The following is a 16,874-nucleotide window of genomic DNA, read 5'->3' as shown; positions in this document are numbered from 1 at the left end:
TCCTTACTTCTTGCGGCGCAGGATGCTGAGCGCCGATTTGACGCCGCGGCCCGCTGCCGATGTGGCGTTCTTCACACTTCGGGCGGCACCTTGGACGACCTTGTTGTTCACGATGGTGTTCGTGCGGTTCATGCCCGACCGACCTGACGGACGGTTGGCCATCGCGTGACCGATCTCGCCGCCGGTGACGTCGACGAGTTTCACGACCCAGAACGGTGCGAAGGCGCACGCGAACACGATCAGCACGCTCACCAGAAGGTCGGAGAACGTGCTTCCCGTGGCGTCGGCGGACAACGCGATGGTTGCCGAGAGGATCCCGATCACCAGTGGCTTCATCAGCACCAAACCCGTCACGATGGACAGCCACTTCTCGGACCAGGCGGCAAGTTTGCCCTGGCCGATCATCATCAACGCGATCGGTGCGAGGGCGGCGAGGATCAACAGGCCGTCTTTCCGGAAGCTCATGGCCATGTCCAGCAGCGCCCCACCGATCATCATCAGGATGAGCAGGAACCCTGCCGGGATCAGACCGGCGATCGATTGCGCGACGACCGCGTCGGATACTTCCGTGTGGATGACCGACGTTTCCCGGAACTCGCCACTGCTACCGTCCAGGCCCATCGTGGCGATGAGCGCTTCGCCGACTTTTCCACCCTGGATCGACTCGACGACTTTCTGCGAGTTGGTATCGACGGCGTTGACGACGCGGGCCATGAGCATCACCGCCAGTGCGGCGATCGGGATGGAAAAGATGCCCCCGAGCGCCGCGGTTCCGATGCGGCGCCGGTTCTGCAGGATCAGGCCCAGGCCCATCTGGTACATCATCACGATGGCGACGAAGATGAGCATCACTGCCGCCCACATGCCCCACTGCCCGTAGGCGATGCCCCACTCGGCGTTGGTGATCGGCTTGTCGAACGCGTTCACGATGATGTCGGCGGTGAAGTCTCCCATTCCGGTGATCCCGCCGATCATGACGTTGAACACGTTCTCGTTGGTGTAGCAGCTGAAGTCACCCCACCCGCAATCAAACTTCGGCTCCGGGAAGCCGCCTTCGGACAGAGGGAGCATGCTCAGGAACCCAGGTTGATGCCGGAGCCCCAGTTGATCAGGACCGCTGCGCCCGAGACGAGCGCGGCGACACCGACCGCGGCGCCAACAGTCCACAGGCCCGCGGTGAACGAACCTTGGTGCTGGCCGACCTTCCCGAACGCGGTCAGGAGGCCGCCGACCAGCAGGGCGATACCGCACAGAATGAGCACGATCGTGTAGATGCCGTTGTAGAGCTCGATGCCGGCGTCGGTGCCGATGAAGTTCCAATCCGGGGTCGGGTCGGGAAGGCCTGCGCCCGGGACAATCGAGGTGATGGAGTACTGGATGGACATGGCTACTTCTCCCATTCGTTGTGGCGGTTCTGGATACGGCGGTGCGCGAGCATGGCCCGCATGGCGATGCCGCTGGTCACGACGACGAGCAGCAGGAGCCCTGCGGCGGCGATCTCCGCGATGTCAGTGGCAGTCATTCGTGGTCCACACGGACTTCGATCGGAACTTCGATCACCGAGGGTTTGGCGGGCCAATTCACCTCGGTGGGTTCGTAATGACCGGTGAGGGTGAGATCCAGCCGTTGGGCGCCTGTGGGGAGGTAGTAGGCGACCGCGAACGACACCGGTACCTCGTTGGTGACGGTGGCGGGCATCGTCGGGAACAGGCCGTCAGGGCCCCAGGGGAGGCCGGCCTCCCGGGCCCGTTTCGGGCCTTCGGTGTCTTCCAGGACCGCCATGCCGTCGTCGGCCGGGAAATCGCCCACCAGCGTGAGGTCGGGGATCGTCCAGGTGCTCCCTTCCTGTCCCGGCAACCACTGCGGGGTGAACGTGAGCCGCAGCAGCACCGCCTCGGACCCAGCAGGGAACAGCTCGGAGCCGCCTGCAGTCTCCGTGCACCCGCACCCGGTGCCGGCCCGGTAGCGGACCACCTCGTAGATGCTCCACAGGCCATTCGCGAGAGCCGCTTGTTCCAACGGTTTGACCGGGCCGGTTTCCTCCCATGGATCGGCGGTGGGTACCGGGGTGAGCGAGGGCGTCGGGGTGGCGTCTGTGGCCGTGCTGGTGCAACCGGTGGTGACCGCGATGATGCCTGCGAGTGCTGCAGCGACCAGCAGGCGGTGCGGTGTGTGTCGATTCATGTCGACCTCCTTCCCACCCAGTTGCCAGGTGGGAGGGTGAACAACATTCAGTTCAGACCGTTGGTGTTACACCATTCCGGCGGGCACAGCGTTAGCCCGAACAAGGAAGCGAACTCTTGGGGATGGACGTACCCGGCACGAGCGGCACCGGTGAGATCCTCGGTATGGGTGAGAGCATCCGTCGGTCGCGGAGTTCCGGCCACTCGCGGGGCATAGATCCGCAGATCCAAATGGTGCCCCCCGGAGACGCCATAGTTGCCCATCGGGCCGAGCTCCTGCCCGACAGCCACCGTGTCTCCCAGGGCAACACGCTCTGTCCCCGGTTCCATGTGCAGGTACTGGATCTCCGCCCCAGTCTCCGGGTCTGTGATACCGAGAGTGTTCGCGGGGCCGTGAATGGTGGTGACCGTCCCCGGCCGCATGGAGAACACCGTCCCGTTGCGCGAACCGTTCGCGAAGTCCCATGCCGGGTGCCACTTCGACGCTCCTGGGACAGAAATGTTGCGCGGCCCGTACCCGGAGGTCAGGTTGTACGGCTGCGAGAGGGGCCAGGCCGCACAGTTCGACGTGTCAAGGAACCGGGACATCAGCGTGGTGGCGTCCCCGCCGTCCCACCACTTCTGATAGTCCGTGGCCCGCTGATTCCGCTGCACCTTATGTGCGGCTTCCCACCCAGACATGTCCGCCCACCCGTTCACCTTCGCCAACGCGAACAGGAATCTCGACGTCGACCAAGCCGGGTTGGTGATCTGGGCCCACGTGCCCCAGCCCTGCGACACCTGCTGTTGGAACAGTCCCCCACCGTCAGCGATTGACCCATCAGGGTTCATCGCATCGTCATCGTGGTCCAGGTTCGTCAACGATGACTCCTGCATCGCGGTGATCAACGCAATCTGTACCGCCTTGACGGGCACTGTCGCCACAGGCTTCGTCGGCCAGTTCCCCACGGGAGGCAACAGGTGCTGTGACTGTTCGTCGGTGAACGCCAACCAGTCCAGATCCCGTCCGACGCTGATAATGGTGCGCGCGTTCTCGAGCTGCTCAAGCGACCAGGTGCCGTTCGCTGTCACCGGGTCCACCGCCGAGGCGGGACGCAGCACCGCGCAGGTGGGGATCGTGCCGCCCATCTGCGCACCGGCCGACGGGTCCTTCTCCCCGATGACGACCACGAAGCTACTGATCCCCACCGAGAACGCCACACCGATCAACGCCACCGGAATGATCGTCAGCACCAGTAAGAGCGCCGCGACCATGGCGAACAGGCCAAGGATCCCCCCACTCTTCTTCTGCGCTTTCCGGGCCGCGGCCCCACGAGCAGCTTTTCCCGCTGCCGAGCCCAACGCTTTCGCAGCCGCGCTGACCGCAGCTCCCACACCTACAGCCATCAGAATCGTTCCCGTCTCTCGCACGCATACCCAGTTGCATGACGAGAGACAGCGCAACATTCACGCAGGAGATGTCGCCGCGCGCACCAAATCCTCAATGAGCGCGACCGTCCGCCTCACGAGAGCACGTCGGGTCCGAAACACGCCCTCAGCGATCCCCAACGCCGCGGCCGCCTCCGATGGACGCTGCGCATTGACGAACGCGAGCACATCCCGCAGCCCACCCTCCACCGGGACACACCGCTCCGCAGTCGGCGTCTCCCCCACCTCGAGCAGCGCCATCGCCGCTCGAGTGGTCTGCACCAGAGCCCGAGTTCTCCCCCGTGCCGATCGCAGCGTGCCCACACTCATGTCGAGCGATGCGGCCGCGGCCGCCGTGTCCCCATCGAAACGGCTCAGCGCCGTGACTACTGCCCACTCGACCTCGCTGGCCGCATCCGCCACCACAGAAAGCCACTGGGTCACACGACGCTCCTGCGTCTCGGACTCGAAACTGATGACCAGGCTGTCAAGCACGTCATCCCCGTCGTCAGCCAGCATCATCTCCGCCGCTTCCAGAGGAGCAGTGAACGGTGACCTCATGAGCCGACCGATCTCCTTACTGGTGACCCGGGACACGATTCCGAACACGAACGCGTCGGCCTCACCCCGCGCCGGATCGAACCGTGGCGCGCACCGCCACACGGTGACACGTGCTTCCTGCAGCACGGTGTCTACATCGCTGGGGAACCCCCACATCCGGCCCTGCACATACCTGTGAAGACGGTCGACTTCCCCCAACAGGGCCTTCGTTGTCTCATCCATCTGATGCGTCCAAGACAGTGGGAGCGAGGACGTCCAGTGCGCTCCCCCACCCGCGTCGGTGCAACGCATCCAACGCTTTCCGTGTCGCCTGCGGGGTGGTTCCCACTTCCCTTGCGAGCTGGGACAAATCGACGCTCTCCTCACCCGAATGTGACATCAACGCCACATACACGGCCTTCGCTTGCGCCGAAACAACAGAGGACCGCGCGAGCTTCACGGGAACGATCGCGAAACCTGTCACCGGGAACTCTCCTGCCGCATCTGCACTGTGGGAGCGAACAGCTCAGGGTGCTGTTCCCGCAGTTCCGCCAGTCGACGGCGACCTGTCCGCTCGGACACGCCCTCGAGCTCGGCGACCATCGCTGCCGTCACCGGTCGACCGGCCGCTACTGCTTCAGATATCTGGGCGGTCAGGTTCGCCTTGACCATGGGCTGATCCACCGCATGCAGCCGACGAACCTCAACCGGCACGTCCTCGACGGGAGCCGTGACGGTCACCGGCTGGCTACGTGGCGGCATAGTCGCCCCCTCTGGCGGCTTTGGGGTCGAACGGGCGTTGGGCTTCTTGGGGCGTGCACGCCTACCCGCTGCAGATTTCCCATCGATCATCAGAACCATCAGGTGGGAGGCAACCAGAAGGGCGACCGCGGGCACGCTCGCACCGAGCGCGGACAGCCACCCGGGAAATGTCGCTGACGGGTTATCGATTGCATGAGCCGCATTCCCCAGCACAGACAGCGCCCCGAATCCCACCAACGCCGCCCACGGATACCACGTCACTCGCGGGCCGCGCGTCTTCATTGTGAACGCGGCCGCCGTCGCGATCACAATGAACCCATCGATCACGAGGGGGTAGATGAACGACAGGTGCGGGGCGATCGCGAACTCACGTTGTGCAAGTTCACGCAGAGCCGTGAACGAGAGGGTGAACCCGCCGATCGCCAACGCGCCGACGCCGGCAGCTGTCGCTACCGCCAAACTCTTGTTCTGTGGGCGAACCACGAGCGGGTCACTCATCACACGGTCCCTTCCGGAAAGTTTGGGGCCGGTGTCCTGCAGAGGCTTCCTGCAGGACACCGGCCAGATGATCAGACGGTGTCGTTGCGCGCGACCCGGCCGAAGCGGACGCCCGCACGGGACCAAAACATGGCCGCGGCGCCGGCGGTGAGGAAGAACGCGGCGATCAGCGACCCGATCAGAGTGCGCCGCTCGTCAGCACCGGTTGCTGCGAGTTGCGACGCTGACGAAGACCGGTCCCCGCGAGACGTGGTCGACGAGACACCCGAGTCTTTCCCGCCATTGCCCGTTCCTGCGTTCGTCTCCGGGAGGGGCTTCGGCTTCTCCGACCCCGCACCAGGGTCAAAACCAGACTCAGGCCTCGTCCCCGGGTCAGCACCCGGATCAACACCCGGATCAACACCCGGGTCAGGACCCGGATCAGTGCCAGGATCCACCCCCGGATCGGTCCCCGGATCTGTGCCGGGATCCGTACCGGGTTCCTCTTCACTGACAGGCAGGACTCCCGTCGTGCTGCTGGTCTGCGTGGCAGGCGGGGCAGGGTCAGGGGTGTCAGCGAGGGCGGGGACCGCGCACCCGAGAGTGAGCGCGACGGCCAGAGCCGTGCCCGCGGTGACACGGGAGAGATGGGTAGGCATGATGATTCCTCTTTCTGGCGAGTGTGGTGAGTGATTACTTCGTCCTCGCGGGGAAGCCCGCGAGGAGACCGTTGGTCAGAGTGAGCAGCGTCCCGTTGGCTTCACCGAGGGGACGCGCGGTGGGAGCCTCGATCTCGACTGGGCTGGCATCCCCCGATCGAAGGATTGCGTTCGTGCCGGACGGCAAAGCCCCATAAAGGATCCCGCCCAGAAACTGGGACGCCGTGAACCGGTCCGGAAGAGGAGAAGAGGTTGCGGAGCCCAAGTCGACACCGTGACCGTCGACGACCCAGTACACGCCGGCTGGGTCGAGTACACCCGTGCCGCGGCCGGGGACCTCGCCGGTGAGTTCCCCGGTCTCGGCTGAGTGCACTCCGGTGATCGTCGAGCCATCCGGGGTCGTCCAGCCGACAACGACCGTGGCCGTGGTGGCCGCCCGAACCCACCCGACCTTCGGAGTGATGACCGCCCCCTCAACCGGGGGAGCCAACGTCACTTCACGAACCAGAGTCCCATTCGTGGCCGCGAAGATCACCTGGCGGGGCGCGCCCGCCCAGATCACTGCGTCCCCGGCGACACCCAGCACAACCATTTCAGGGCGAGGTGGCACCACCGGGACAGTCCCCGTGGCGGTCACGACCTCAAACGCATAGTCCGTACCGATGACGACAAACGCACCAGTGCGAGTGGTAAGCCAGCGGCCGCCGGAAAGATCCACGGACAGAGGATCGACCGCGTCCCCCACCCAGACGAGCGCTCCCCCATCGGACACCGCCGCCAACGCCGCAACGCCCCCTACCGTCCCGCTGAGCACAGTCACCTTGTCGCCGGCGACGTCCACTGTCGCCGTGATATCCCCGGTCTTCGCGTCCCTCACCGCTACCGTCGACCCAGAGACAGAGATAACCCGGGAGCCCGCGACCGCTGCCCCCGACACCTTGGAGGCCGACCATGTCGGCTCCACGCTGAAACCGGGCAACGTCACCTGCGCCGGCACCTCCACCGATACCGCCGGCGTCGCGCCGGGCTTCGGGGTCGGCCAGTCCAGAACATCGGAGAACATCGCCACACCCGCAAACAGCCCCGCAACACCCAGGATCACGGCGCCCACCACAACGAGAAATCGCTGCAGCGCGCGTGGCGAGCGAACAGGGTCCAGACGTTCGAGAGAAACCACCTGGCGACGATCGCCCATGCTCGAGACAGCATCCGTGTTCGAGACATCATCGAGATCAGAAGCTGGTCTATCGGCGGCGGTCACCTGCCCTGCCGCGTCGACCGTGAACCACATTGGCTCTGCGCCCGAAGCGTGGTCCACCGACCGCACCAACATCGGTTCCCCGGCCGCCGCGGCGGAAGACGCAACCAGGTCGATCACCCGCGCAAACCCATCGACAGTGCCAACCACCGCACCTTCCAGCAGCGTCACCCCATCGCGAGTAACAACAACCTCAACCCATGACCCGCTCACGCACGTCGCCCTTTCATCACAAGCTCCAAATGTGACGTGTGGGAGGTCTCGCCGAGCTTCGTGGCCAGGACTGCGATTTCCAACGGGGTGATCTGGAGGACCGTGGCGATCGCTTCCATATCGTTCGCCGTGTAGGACAGGTCCCCCGCGGCACGCTTGTACCAATACGGGGCGGAGATCCCCGCACCCTGCAACATCGCCTGGGTACTCATCCCCGACCGGTGCAGGAACACCGTGATCGCCTCATGAACCGACTTCGCCCACGTACCGGCAGGCTTGGACTGTCCCCTACCCACGGTCGTTGTCCTCGGCGTGGCCGGCGGTGATCGCGATCGCGAGGACCAGCGATGTCACCCGTGCCGGGTCTCGGGTCCACCCGGCGTTCTGCAGCGTCGTCGTGATGAGGGTCTGCTCGAGCATGCTGTCCGCCTCCTGCAGCAACCCGGTCGCCAACCAACCCGCAGCCGTCGACATGTCGTCCTCGGTCACCGCGCCGCCCGGCGACACGACAGGGCAGGACAGCACGTCCGCCGGGGTGACGCCCAGGCGGCGCAGCCCCTCGAGGGCACCGGAGAGCGCCCCGCCCAGGACGAGAGGCCCGTCACCGTCGATGACGGTGCGGTACCAGTGCACTTCGTCCATCACGTCAAAGATGTTGAAGGTGCTCCCGCGGCCGAGCACGACGGTCAGGCTCAGGTGTCGGAACGCGGTGTCTCTGTGTCGGATAGTCATCGATCTCTCTCAGGGGCAAAGAAGGGTGCACGGGCATGGGCCGTCCGGGACGGTCGTCGACGTCGCTGTCGACGACGAGGAACCCGAACGTGAGGTGAAATGGGGCCGCGGGTACGGCCGGGGCGTGCAGGGCAGTCGCCGGACTACACGCAGAAGAGAAGAGGGGCCGAAGAAAACGGCAGTGGAGGTAGGGGGGTGGCGCTCCGGATCTGTGGCAGTTCGGAACGCCTCCCCCCACGGGTGGCGCCCCGGATCTGCGATAGTTCGGAGCGCCACCCGACTGTGCGGGTTAGCTGTCTGCAGCCTCGACGGTGGTGAGGGTGCTGGTGCGGTCCCGGCGGCGGAGCTTCGCGGCCAGGAACGCGGCACCGGCCAAGGCGAGCATGGAGCTACCCACCACCACACCGGTCATGTTCACACCGCCACCGGTCTGCGCGAGCATCCCCGGTGTCGACGCGAACCACGCATCCTCATCCGTGACCTTCTTACCGGTGAAGGCCGACTCGCCCGTGGCGGTCGCCGTGTCTCCGTGGAGCTGACCATCCGTGACACCGGTGAGGGTGCCCTGACAGTCGATCGACTCGCCCACGGCGAGCTCGCCGATCTTGTCCGGAGCGATCTCGCTGATCCCGTTCGTGCAGACGATGTCGGTGACCGTGCCAGCCAGACCCTTGTGGGTGGCGTCCGTCAGGACCACGTTCTTCAACGGAACGTCACCCGTGTTGGTGACACGGATCCCGACCCGGGTACCTGCCTTCAGGTCCTTCGCCGGGATGCTGTACGCCTGCTCCGACTTGTCACGATCCCCCACGGTCAGACCCTCGCTGAGCGTGAACTTCTCCACGTCAATCGCGGGATTCTCCGGCGTCGACGTCCACACCACGTTCGACTCACGATCCACACCGTTATACGTCTCCGTGTGGAAGTTGGTGACCTTCTCAGCCGGCGCGATGCGCTCCATCTTCGTGTACACGGAGAACCCCTGCTCGAGATCCCCACGGGTGTTGACCAGATCCAGGTACGCCTGAGTGGCAGCGGCTCGGAACGTGTACGACTTCTCATCGAACGTCGCGGTGAACAGGGCACTGCGCCCCTTCGGGGTGAACCCGGTCGAGTCGGCAAGCAGCTCGCCCTTCTTCACCACGAGGTCCTCACCGTCATACAGATCCGTGCTCGCATACGCCGCCCAGATGCCCGTGTACCGGTCGTGGACACGATCGAACGCGTCACGCACCGCCCACGGCATCGCCGCACCGTTGGCGCGGTCAGCCGGAATCACCGAGCTCGACAGCTCGTAGTTGAACACCGAGTTCAACGGCACCTTCGTGCCATCGATGGAGTCCTCCCCCGGGCCGATCACAACATCCTTCTTCGGGTCGATCTCCTTCAACACGTTCGAGACCGTCTTGGTGACCTTGTAAGAGTTCTCGATGTTCTGGCGAGCCTGATTCTCAATCACGTACCCATCCGTCACCTTGATCACCGTCGCCGGAATGGTGACGATGTACTGGTGGCCCATGAGGTCCTGGTTGATGGCCGGGTCCGTCTTCGTGTCGATCTCCGCCTCGTCGTACGCTTTCAGGTTCGCCGGCTGCGGGTCACCCGGAATCACCTCACCCGTCGGAAGTTCCGTGTCCACGGTCTTCGCGAACGTGTACAGCACACCATCGAGGATCTGCGAGTTAAACTCACCCGTCACATCGGCACCAGTGCCCTTGTCCGCCACACCGATGTCCGCGACATCGACCTTCACGTACTCGTCGTCATAGTCATCGCTGATCCCAAGCTTATGAACGTAGCTGGCGAGGTCTTCCCGGCCAGGCATCGCGTCGATCATGACGTGATACACGATCTGATCGCCCTCGAGGAGCGCCTTCCCGTCGATATCGATCAGATCCGTGCTCAGCACACTCTTATCCGGCTCAACCGACGGGATCTTCACCTCCGGCGTCTCCGTCGCAATCTCCACACCGTTCACGATCTGGAACGCCTGGTTCTTCACCGTCGACCCAGGAGCTGCGGTCTTCTTCACCGTCCCGGTGAACCGCATGCTCAGCCACCCCTGATCCGTGGTACCACGGATGTTCGCCGCAACCCACTCCTCCGAGAACGTCGCCGTGAACGTGTTCGACGCCGCGTCCCACACCATCTCGTACGCCTTCTTCGACACCGGCTTCGGATTCGCGGAGTTTCGCGAATCCCAGAACTCCACACTCGACTTGTCCGGAGAGAACTGCGCATCGAACGAGTCCTTCACCGCGAACGAGGTCATCTTGTCCCGCACCGCAGCAGGAATGTTCAGATCAACACCAACCGAGTACTCGAGCTTCTGGCCAGGCCACACCGACATCCCATTGATGTTCTCGTACACGTGATCGCCAGGAGCCTCACCCGACCCGATGACCTCCTTGTTCGGCTCCGCCATCCACGAAACCCAGCACTCGCCATCGTCGCGGTCCGGGGTATCCACCGAGCCGTCCATGCCACCCTGCTGCGGCACCTGTGTGTCATAACACCAGTCACCACCGGGCCAGACATCCCAACCGAAATCGTCGGGCCGGAAGGAGTGACTCGGCGTGTCACCATGGTTCGCGATCGACTTCGTCTTCCGCACTTCCTTCTTGCTGCCGTCATCCCCGGTCCAACGCAGAATGGAATCCGCGTTCACGTTCTCCCGGATCGGCGACTTCCCGGCCGACGCATGAATCATGTCGTACACAGGCTCCGAGCCCCCCGCGATCGGAAACGTGTTCATCGCCGTCGTCGAAATCTGCAGGGTGTAGTTGCGTTCGGGTTCGAACTCGTTCAGCGCGACGCACACGATGCGTGGCGCGTCCGGGATGCTCGTGAGGAACTCGTTCGAGACCGCGTCCAGCATGGACTGATCGAAGTCGATCAGGTCGCCCTGCCAGTAGTTCGAGGCCGTGAGGCCCTGGTACCAGCTGGTCATCGTGGCCTTCGTGCCGCCCCAGCCCATGATCGGCCGGCCGCCCAGGCTGCCGACGGAGACACCGACCTGCACCACGCGAGCCTTTGCCCCCGGAACACCGGAGCGCGCGATCGCCTCCGCGATCGCATCGTTGCAGGAGCTGTGCAGCGCTGAACGGGTGCCATCCATCGGGCCCGAACCACTCGCCCACTGCCCCTGAGTCTCCATCGCCGCAGCGAAGTAGTCCGTCGATGCCGGCCCCCACCCCTGCTCCGGGTTACCACCCTGAGGGTAGTTGTCGAGGGTGTACAGCCAGTAGTCGTCAGAGGCTGCTCCCCCGCCGCCGCCACCGGCTGAGCTTCCGCCGCCGACCGCGGCCGTCGCCGCTGGTCCACCGGCGACGAGACCGAAAGCCAGGCCCGCGAGAGCGACGCCGGCAGCGATCTTCCGCGGGGTACTCCTCACCATCAGGTTCCGGCCCGAACCGCCGGAACCCCTTTCGTTCTCTACAATGTGAGACGTCCGAGATGAACGCATTGAATTTCCTTCGTTTGGTTTGATGGGGTTTTTCTTGGATAAGACGGGGGCCGAGGCTGCTACCTCGGTTCCCGTCGCCACGCCTCGGTAGGGCGTGGAGCTCAACGCAGGCTCACTCCCGCAAAGTCGTTTGGGTGGGCATCAGGCGACTATCCACCGCACGGCGTTGTTCCGCCGGCACCGTTGCTCGTCCAGCAGCCGCCGTTGGTCTCGTTCGTGCCGCCACCGGGGCGACCGCCGCCCTGCGGGATGCTCCCAGTGGAACCGTTCGTGTTCGTGTTCGTGGACGGTTGTCCGCTATTTGAGGAGCTGCCGCGGGTCGTGTTCCGTTGCGGCTGGGAGGCGGACTGTCGTGCGGCCTCTTCTGCCGCAGCGCGGCGGGCGGCTTCGGCTTCCTGGTCGAGAACGGCTTGATGCGCGGTTCCGGCCGCGTTCACGGTCGCGATGTACGTGCCGACGAGCGCCGCACGCTCCTCGAGGGGAAGATCGCTCGCACCGTCAGCGGTGAGAGCGGTCGCGGCCGCGGTGACCGCGGCCGTCTCGGCGGGCGCCTTCTCCCAAGTCAGGGTGACGCCCTTCTCCCCCGCCGACACGATCACAGCATTCGCGCTGTCCGCGACGGCGTCAGCTGCGTCGATGATGTCGTCTGTGACGCCGCCTACAAGGTCGACGTACTCGAGCACCGACGCGGCATCGTCGGTGAGCTCGTTGGTGAGCGCGTTCACGTCTTTCGTCTGGGCGGGCGGGGTGAGGCCCTCGAGGGGCAAGTCATCGGCCGGGACGAGCGCGGTGAACAGATAGGGACGTTCCACATCGAGGGCGCCGGTCCCATCGAGCGCGAGTGCGGCGGTCGCGAGCTCTGACGTCTTCGTCAACAGGTCCGCGCGAAGCGCCGGGTCAGCCACGGTACTGTCCGTGAGCGTGGTAGCGATCGCCAGGTACTGAGGGTAGGCCGCGGTGACGAGATCTTCCATCGTGTGCAGCTGTTCGATCGCCTTGTTCTGCGTCTCGTACGCATCGGCACGGGCGGAGACCGCCACCTCGAACGCTTCCGCTGCCTCTTGACGCTCTACTGCCTGCAGCACGGTCGGTACCCCATACGCGACACAGCTCACCACCACAGCGACGACGGCAATGCCGATCCAACGAAACCGCCCCGGCCCCCTCCTCCGCTCAGTGGGGACCACCTCAGAAGCCTCATCGACAGTCAGCAGTACGTCTGGCTTCGTCACTGGTCTCTCTCTTCCTCCACGGCCTCGATGCCGCGCATCGTTCGCACGCTTTGTCTATTCCTGAGGCGTCTAATTGATCAATGTGTGTGCATCCAGGGATACAAAACTGTTCGAATAGCAGCATACATGATTCCCTTCAGGACCGTGTGGGGTGTGCCCGCGATGGCGTCGTGGAGTGCGCCGATCAGTACATCCGTGCTATGCGGGGCTCAGATAACCTGGTTGGATGGTTTCGGATGCTGCTGAGCTGGCTCGAAGGATCGCTTCGAACATCGAAAGGCTCCGCGACGAAGCCGAGCTCACGACATCGGATGTGATTGAAGAGTCCGGAATGAGTCGCTCCGCCTTCTACTCGCGGCTTCGCAATGAGACGTCTTGGACGGTGGACTCGCTCGCCGAGCTTGCGGCGATCTTCGCAGTTGACCCCGTCGAACTTCTGGCGAAGCCAAGTGGAACTTCTGGTGACCTGGGGGCGTCGGCCCTCTCAGCCGATGTCCTCGTCAATGGTCCGGTCCTCTCTCGTCGCATCGATCTCTTGAGAGACGCTGGTGAGCGACCAGTTGGGACAGCGGACCTTCTGCCCCACCTCACCGTGACTGGTGTCGCGGTGTCTGAGGAAATGTGGAAGTCTCTGACCAATAGCAGCGGACGAGTGCGCGTCAGCCGCGCCCTGATTGATGCGATCGCCGGATTCTTCGACGTCGAGGCGAGTTTCCTCACTGCCCCCGACGCGGATCCGGCCGCCGACTTGCTTGAAGCTCAGCTCGAGCTCCGCGGCACGCTCCGAGAGACGGGCGGCCAGATCGGCATGCGATCTCTCGGTGATGTGCCGGCAGAAGCACTGCGGGCCATCGCGCGGTCGCTTCGCCCCTAGTGCGAATCCGTCGCGAGGTCGCCACCGTTGATCGCGCGGCCGCTCAGCGACCGAGTCTGATGTTCGTGTCAGTATTGGGTCGTCATCGAGGGCATCGTCAACTCCGCGAAACGAGCGCGACGCGATGATGACCGACGAGAAGACTAGACGAAAGTCAGGGGTCAAGTCGCGTAAGAACTTGCCTTACTCCCCGTCTACGTAGTGGGAGGAACCATGCGATCTAGGGGAAGATCGCCAACTATGAGATCGCGGGGAGGCGATCGACAGCAGTAGTAAGGAACTGCGGACTGATGATGTATCCAGGAATCCGTCTCGCCACTCCCCCTCGGGTCGAACGATCCTCGAGTGCCCAATGAAACCTGCGGCACTGTTTCGAGGAAGCGCATTTGCGCAACTCCCGAGGTGCGATTCGCTGCGGGGTCACCGACAGGTGCGTTTGCTGCGCGCGATCTACAACCTCGACCATGTGTATGACACGGATGATCTGGTCACACACGTCCAACGCATGACGGGCGTGGTGATCAGGATTGAACCACTCCCTGCCGGTTGCCCCCCGCGTCTCACCGGGTTCATAAGCTTCGTCGAACAGGAAGCGGTTATCCACCTGCCACGAGAGCATGGCGTCTATCCCGCACACGTCCTCTTCCACGAGATTGCGCATTTGCTGATGTGGGACGCGGAGACCCGCGCCGGCAGGAGTGCCCGTGCGGGGTTGCTCGCGTGCTCGGACGACTATGTGGAGTTCGTGGCAGAGACGCTCGCTCAGCACCTCTCCACACGCTTGCTGCGGATCCGTACACCGCATATCGAGAGAATCCTCGGGTAAGCCGCCATGACGTTTCTCATCGTGGTGGCATTCCTCGCCTTCGTTGTTGTCGGCCTAGCCCGCACCTGGAAGCTGCGGGCGAAGCGGGAAGCCTGGCAGCCGTGGCTAGCGTGCGTGATCGCACCCGTGGGCATCGCATCCGTGCTCTTCGACACTCAGATCGATGCCGCACTGGGGACGATGAACTGGGTCTTCATCCTGGAGACGTGGTCGGCTTACTTCGCCTACACACTGATGACCGAGACATGCCGCGCCGTCGGGCATGACGCTCCTGTCAAGCTGCGCGGTCGGGTCATCGGCCTGGTGGCCTCCTGGTGTGTGGCCATCACGGTCATGTTCATGACTCTCGTGGGGCGTGACGGCACTCGATCTCACTTCGTGAGGGATATGTTCCCGCAACCCCAAAGCCTGACCATCGCCCTGATGTACTCCTTGGGCATCGTGATTCTCGGCGTCCTCCCGCTCTACTGGTTGCGTTCGGAGAAAGGGGCGTCGGCCTGGCTGATCCGGGTCGGCACCGCGATGGTGGTGGTGGCGCATACGACCAGATTCATCGTCAGTCCGATCGACTTCTTCAACGAAGGGCAGCCCAGGGCTATCGAGACGCTGTTGTACCAGGTATTTGTCCCGGTCTTCTACCTGGGGCTGGCGAACTTCGCTGCCGGGCTGATCGGGCTATCTCTGCGCCAGTGGTACCGAGAAGTTGTTCAGATGCGTCACCATCTTCACACGCTGAGTGCAATAGCAAGCGAGCACGGCATCGAGGTCCGAGACACAACACCGGTCGCGCACCTCGTCGCAATCGAAGATGCAATCCGAGTAGGGGGGCGCGGGATGCTCGCGGACGTAGAGATCGACCAGGTCGCCGCTGCCCGATCCTGGCTCGCGCTCACGCACGATGCGGGATCCGTCACTCAATATGTGGAGGTTCCCCCCGCATGATCGTCGCGTTTGTCGCCGCGGTAGCCGGCGTCGGCGCCGCGCTGGGGGCAGTCGTGGCCGTGTTCGTGCGACGGATGCTCTCGTGGAAGCCACGGCGCCGCACTGTCACCGTGGTCAGCGCAGATAGCCACTCCGTCACTCTTGAAGCCGGACCACTCGCCCACGCTCACGGCGAGTACACGCTGATCTTCGACGGTGGCAGCGCCCGAATCGGGGAACCCGCAACGTCGGGGCAGACGGTCACCCGGCCCGTGTCCGCCCTAGTGGGGCACATTCCGCTAGGAGTCGTTGCCTTCTCCCCCGACCCAGGCGACTCCCCGCACGTCGCCGGGGCGTTCGTCGACCGATGCATCCCCGGACCGGCAGGTGAGATCCCCGCCTGGGAATACGGGCCTGCCAGCACCTCCTGGGCGATCCACGTTCACGGAGTTCGATCTAACCGGCTGAATGCCCTGTGGAGTGTCCCCGGCGCTACAGAGGCCGGATATCGCTCGCTCGTGATCGCCTACCGAGGATCCCCGGGCAGCCCGGCAGCTCACCGTAACGCAGGGTTGGGGTACCTCGAGGCCCCCGACGTCGCCGCAGCCGTCGCATACGCGGTCGCGAACGGCGCCGAGCGGATCGCGCTGATCGGCTGGTCTATGGGCGCGTCCGCAGCGCTCCTCACGACAGAGCTATCCCCGCACCGTGAACGGATCGCTGGACTAGTTCTGATCGCCCCGACACTCTCCTGGCGTCACGTTATGCGCGCCGGCGCCGCACGCATGGGGATGCCCAGATGGGTATCCCCGCTCGTCGAACGTGCGATCACTTCGCAGATCATCGCTCCCCTGGTCGGTATGCCCGGACAGGTAGACCTCGCCGCACTGAACTGGGTCAGCCGGCCCGGTCGATTGAGGGTTCCAGCACTCGTCGTCGGCTCCCGTGGCGACACGAATGTGCCATTCGAGCTCGTGGCCGCCTTCGCCGACGCGAACACTGAGCTGGTGCAGGTGCACGAAGTCGCGGACTGCACTCACGGCTGGGAACCGAACGTCGACCCCCAAGGCTTCACCCGGGCTTTGGTGGCTTGGCTGAGGTCAATCTAGCGACTCGCTCGACGAGCATCTGAATGCTGGGCGTCAGCCTAGATCAGTACGTCGCCCGGACACGTTCTGCTAGCTTGTTAGTGCGAAACTCTGGACAGTAAGTACGGATATACGCACAATGGTCGGAAGTGAACGTTTCTGCGACCTGCGTCGGCAGGTAAGCAACAAGAGCGCAAGGATGAGGCGAGCTTATGAATGCATATGCCCCCGCGTGT

Annotated in this window: 16 protein-coding genes; 4 read left to right on the top strand and 12 right to left on the bottom strand. The window is 64.3% G+C overall.

What is annotated here, in order from left to right; all coding sequences use genetic code 11:
- Positions 1-3: 3 nt before the first annotated feature.
- The 12 genes from AC6CHX_RS19290 to AC6CHX_RS19235 form a co-directional block, all read right to left on the bottom strand.
- On the bottom strand, positions 4-1,071 hold the full coding sequence (locus tag AC6CHX_RS19290) for a hypothetical protein (RefSeq protein WP_498274273.1): 1,068 nt from the start codon (positions 1,069-1,071) through the stop codon (positions 4-6).
- Positions 1,072-1,073: 2 nt separating this feature from the next.
- Positions 1,074-1,385: a hypothetical protein gene (locus AC6CHX_RS19285; protein WP_498274272.1), complete on the bottom strand. Its 312-nt coding sequence runs from the start codon at positions 1,383-1,385 to the stop codon at positions 1,074-1,076.
- Positions 1,386-1,387: 2 nt separating this feature from the next.
- Positions 1,388-1,522, bottom strand: coding sequence for a hypothetical protein (locus tag AC6CHX_RS19280; RefSeq protein ID WP_498274271.1), 135 nt, complete (start codon positions 1,520-1,522; stop codon positions 1,388-1,390).
- The gene (locus AC6CHX_RS19275; RefSeq protein WP_498274270.1) at positions 1,519-2,184 is read right to left on the bottom strand and encodes a hypothetical protein; all 666 of its coding nucleotides are present in this window, start codon (positions 2,182-2,184) and stop codon (positions 1,519-1,521) included. The genes AC6CHX_RS19280 and AC6CHX_RS19275 overlap by 4 nt, the downstream gene beginning before the upstream one ends.
- 47 nt (positions 2,185-2,231) lie before the next feature.
- Positions 2,232-3,569: a M23 family metallopeptidase gene (locus AC6CHX_RS19270; RefSeq protein WP_498274268.1), complete on the bottom strand. Its 1,338-nt coding sequence runs from the start codon at positions 3,567-3,569 to the stop codon at positions 2,232-2,234.
- A 60-nt stretch (positions 3,570-3,629) separates the two neighbouring features.
- Positions 3,630-4,373 carry an RNA polymerase sigma factor gene (locus tag AC6CHX_RS19265; protein ID WP_498274266.1) on the bottom strand — a complete coding sequence of 248 codons (744 nt, stop codon included), beginning with the start codon at positions 4,371-4,373 and terminating at the stop codon, positions 3,630-3,632.
- A 237-nt stretch (positions 4,374-4,610) separates the two neighbouring features.
- Entirely contained in the window at positions 4,611-5,390 is a 780-nt protein-coding gene (locus AC6CHX_RS19260; RefSeq protein ID WP_498274264.1) for a DUF2637 domain-containing protein, read from the bottom strand.
- A 672-nt stretch (positions 5,391-6,062) separates the two neighbouring features.
- Positions 6,063-7,457: a hypothetical protein gene (locus AC6CHX_RS19255; protein ID WP_498274262.1), complete on the bottom strand. Its 1,395-nt coding sequence runs from the start codon at positions 7,455-7,457 to the stop codon at positions 6,063-6,065.
- A gap of 38 nt (positions 7,458-7,495) precedes the next feature.
- On the bottom strand, positions 7,496-7,732 hold the full coding sequence (locus AC6CHX_RS19250; protein ID WP_498274260.1) for a hypothetical protein: 237 nt from the start codon (positions 7,730-7,732) through the stop codon (positions 7,496-7,498).
- Between the two features lie 55 nt (positions 7,733-7,787).
- The gene (locus AC6CHX_RS19245) at positions 7,788-8,231 is read right to left on the bottom strand and encodes a hypothetical protein (protein ID WP_498274258.1); all 444 of its coding nucleotides are present in this window, start codon (positions 8,229-8,231) and stop codon (positions 7,788-7,790) included.
- A gap of 289 nt (positions 8,232-8,520) precedes the next feature.
- The gene (locus tag AC6CHX_RS19240; RefSeq protein WP_498274256.1) at positions 8,521-11,628 is read right to left on the bottom strand and encodes an LPXTG cell wall anchor domain-containing protein; all 3,108 of its coding nucleotides are present in this window, start codon (positions 11,626-11,628) and stop codon (positions 8,521-8,523) included.
- A 218-nt stretch (positions 11,629-11,846) separates the two neighbouring features.
- On the bottom strand, positions 11,847-12,782 hold the full coding sequence (locus tag AC6CHX_RS19235; RefSeq protein ID WP_498274254.1) for a hypothetical protein: 936 nt from the start codon (positions 12,780-12,782) through the stop codon (positions 11,847-11,849).
- 373 nt (positions 12,783-13,155) lie between these two features.
- Here AC6CHX_RS19235 and AC6CHX_RS19230 point away from each other — a divergent pair, with 373 nt between their 5' ends.
- The 4 genes from AC6CHX_RS19230 (at position 13,156) to AC6CHX_RS19215 (ending at position 16,659) form a co-directional block, all read left to right on the top strand.
- A complete protein-coding gene (locus AC6CHX_RS19230; protein WP_498274252.1) occupies positions 13,156-13,803 on the top strand; it encodes a helix-turn-helix domain-containing protein in 648 nt (215 codons plus the stop codon).
- A 430-nt stretch (positions 13,804-14,233) separates the two neighbouring features.
- Entirely contained in the window at positions 14,234-14,629 is a 396-nt protein-coding gene (locus AC6CHX_RS19225; RefSeq protein ID WP_498274250.1) for a hypothetical protein, read from the top strand.
- A 6-nt stretch (positions 14,630-14,635) separates the two neighbouring features.
- A complete protein-coding gene (locus AC6CHX_RS19220) occupies positions 14,636-15,571 on the top strand; it encodes a hypothetical protein (RefSeq protein ID WP_498274248.1) in 936 nt (311 codons plus the stop codon).
- Positions 15,568-16,659: an alpha/beta hydrolase family protein gene (locus AC6CHX_RS19215; RefSeq protein ID WP_498274246.1), complete on the top strand. Its 1,092-nt coding sequence runs from the start codon at positions 15,568-15,570 to the stop codon at positions 16,657-16,659. The genes AC6CHX_RS19220 and AC6CHX_RS19215 overlap by 4 nt, the downstream gene beginning before the upstream one ends.
- Positions 16,660-16,874 lie beyond the last annotated feature (215 nt).

The organism is Microbacterium sp. GQ128 (assembly GCF_059758615.1).
Note: the sequence above shows the minus strand (reverse complement) of the source record. Positions and strands in the feature narration are given on the sequence as shown.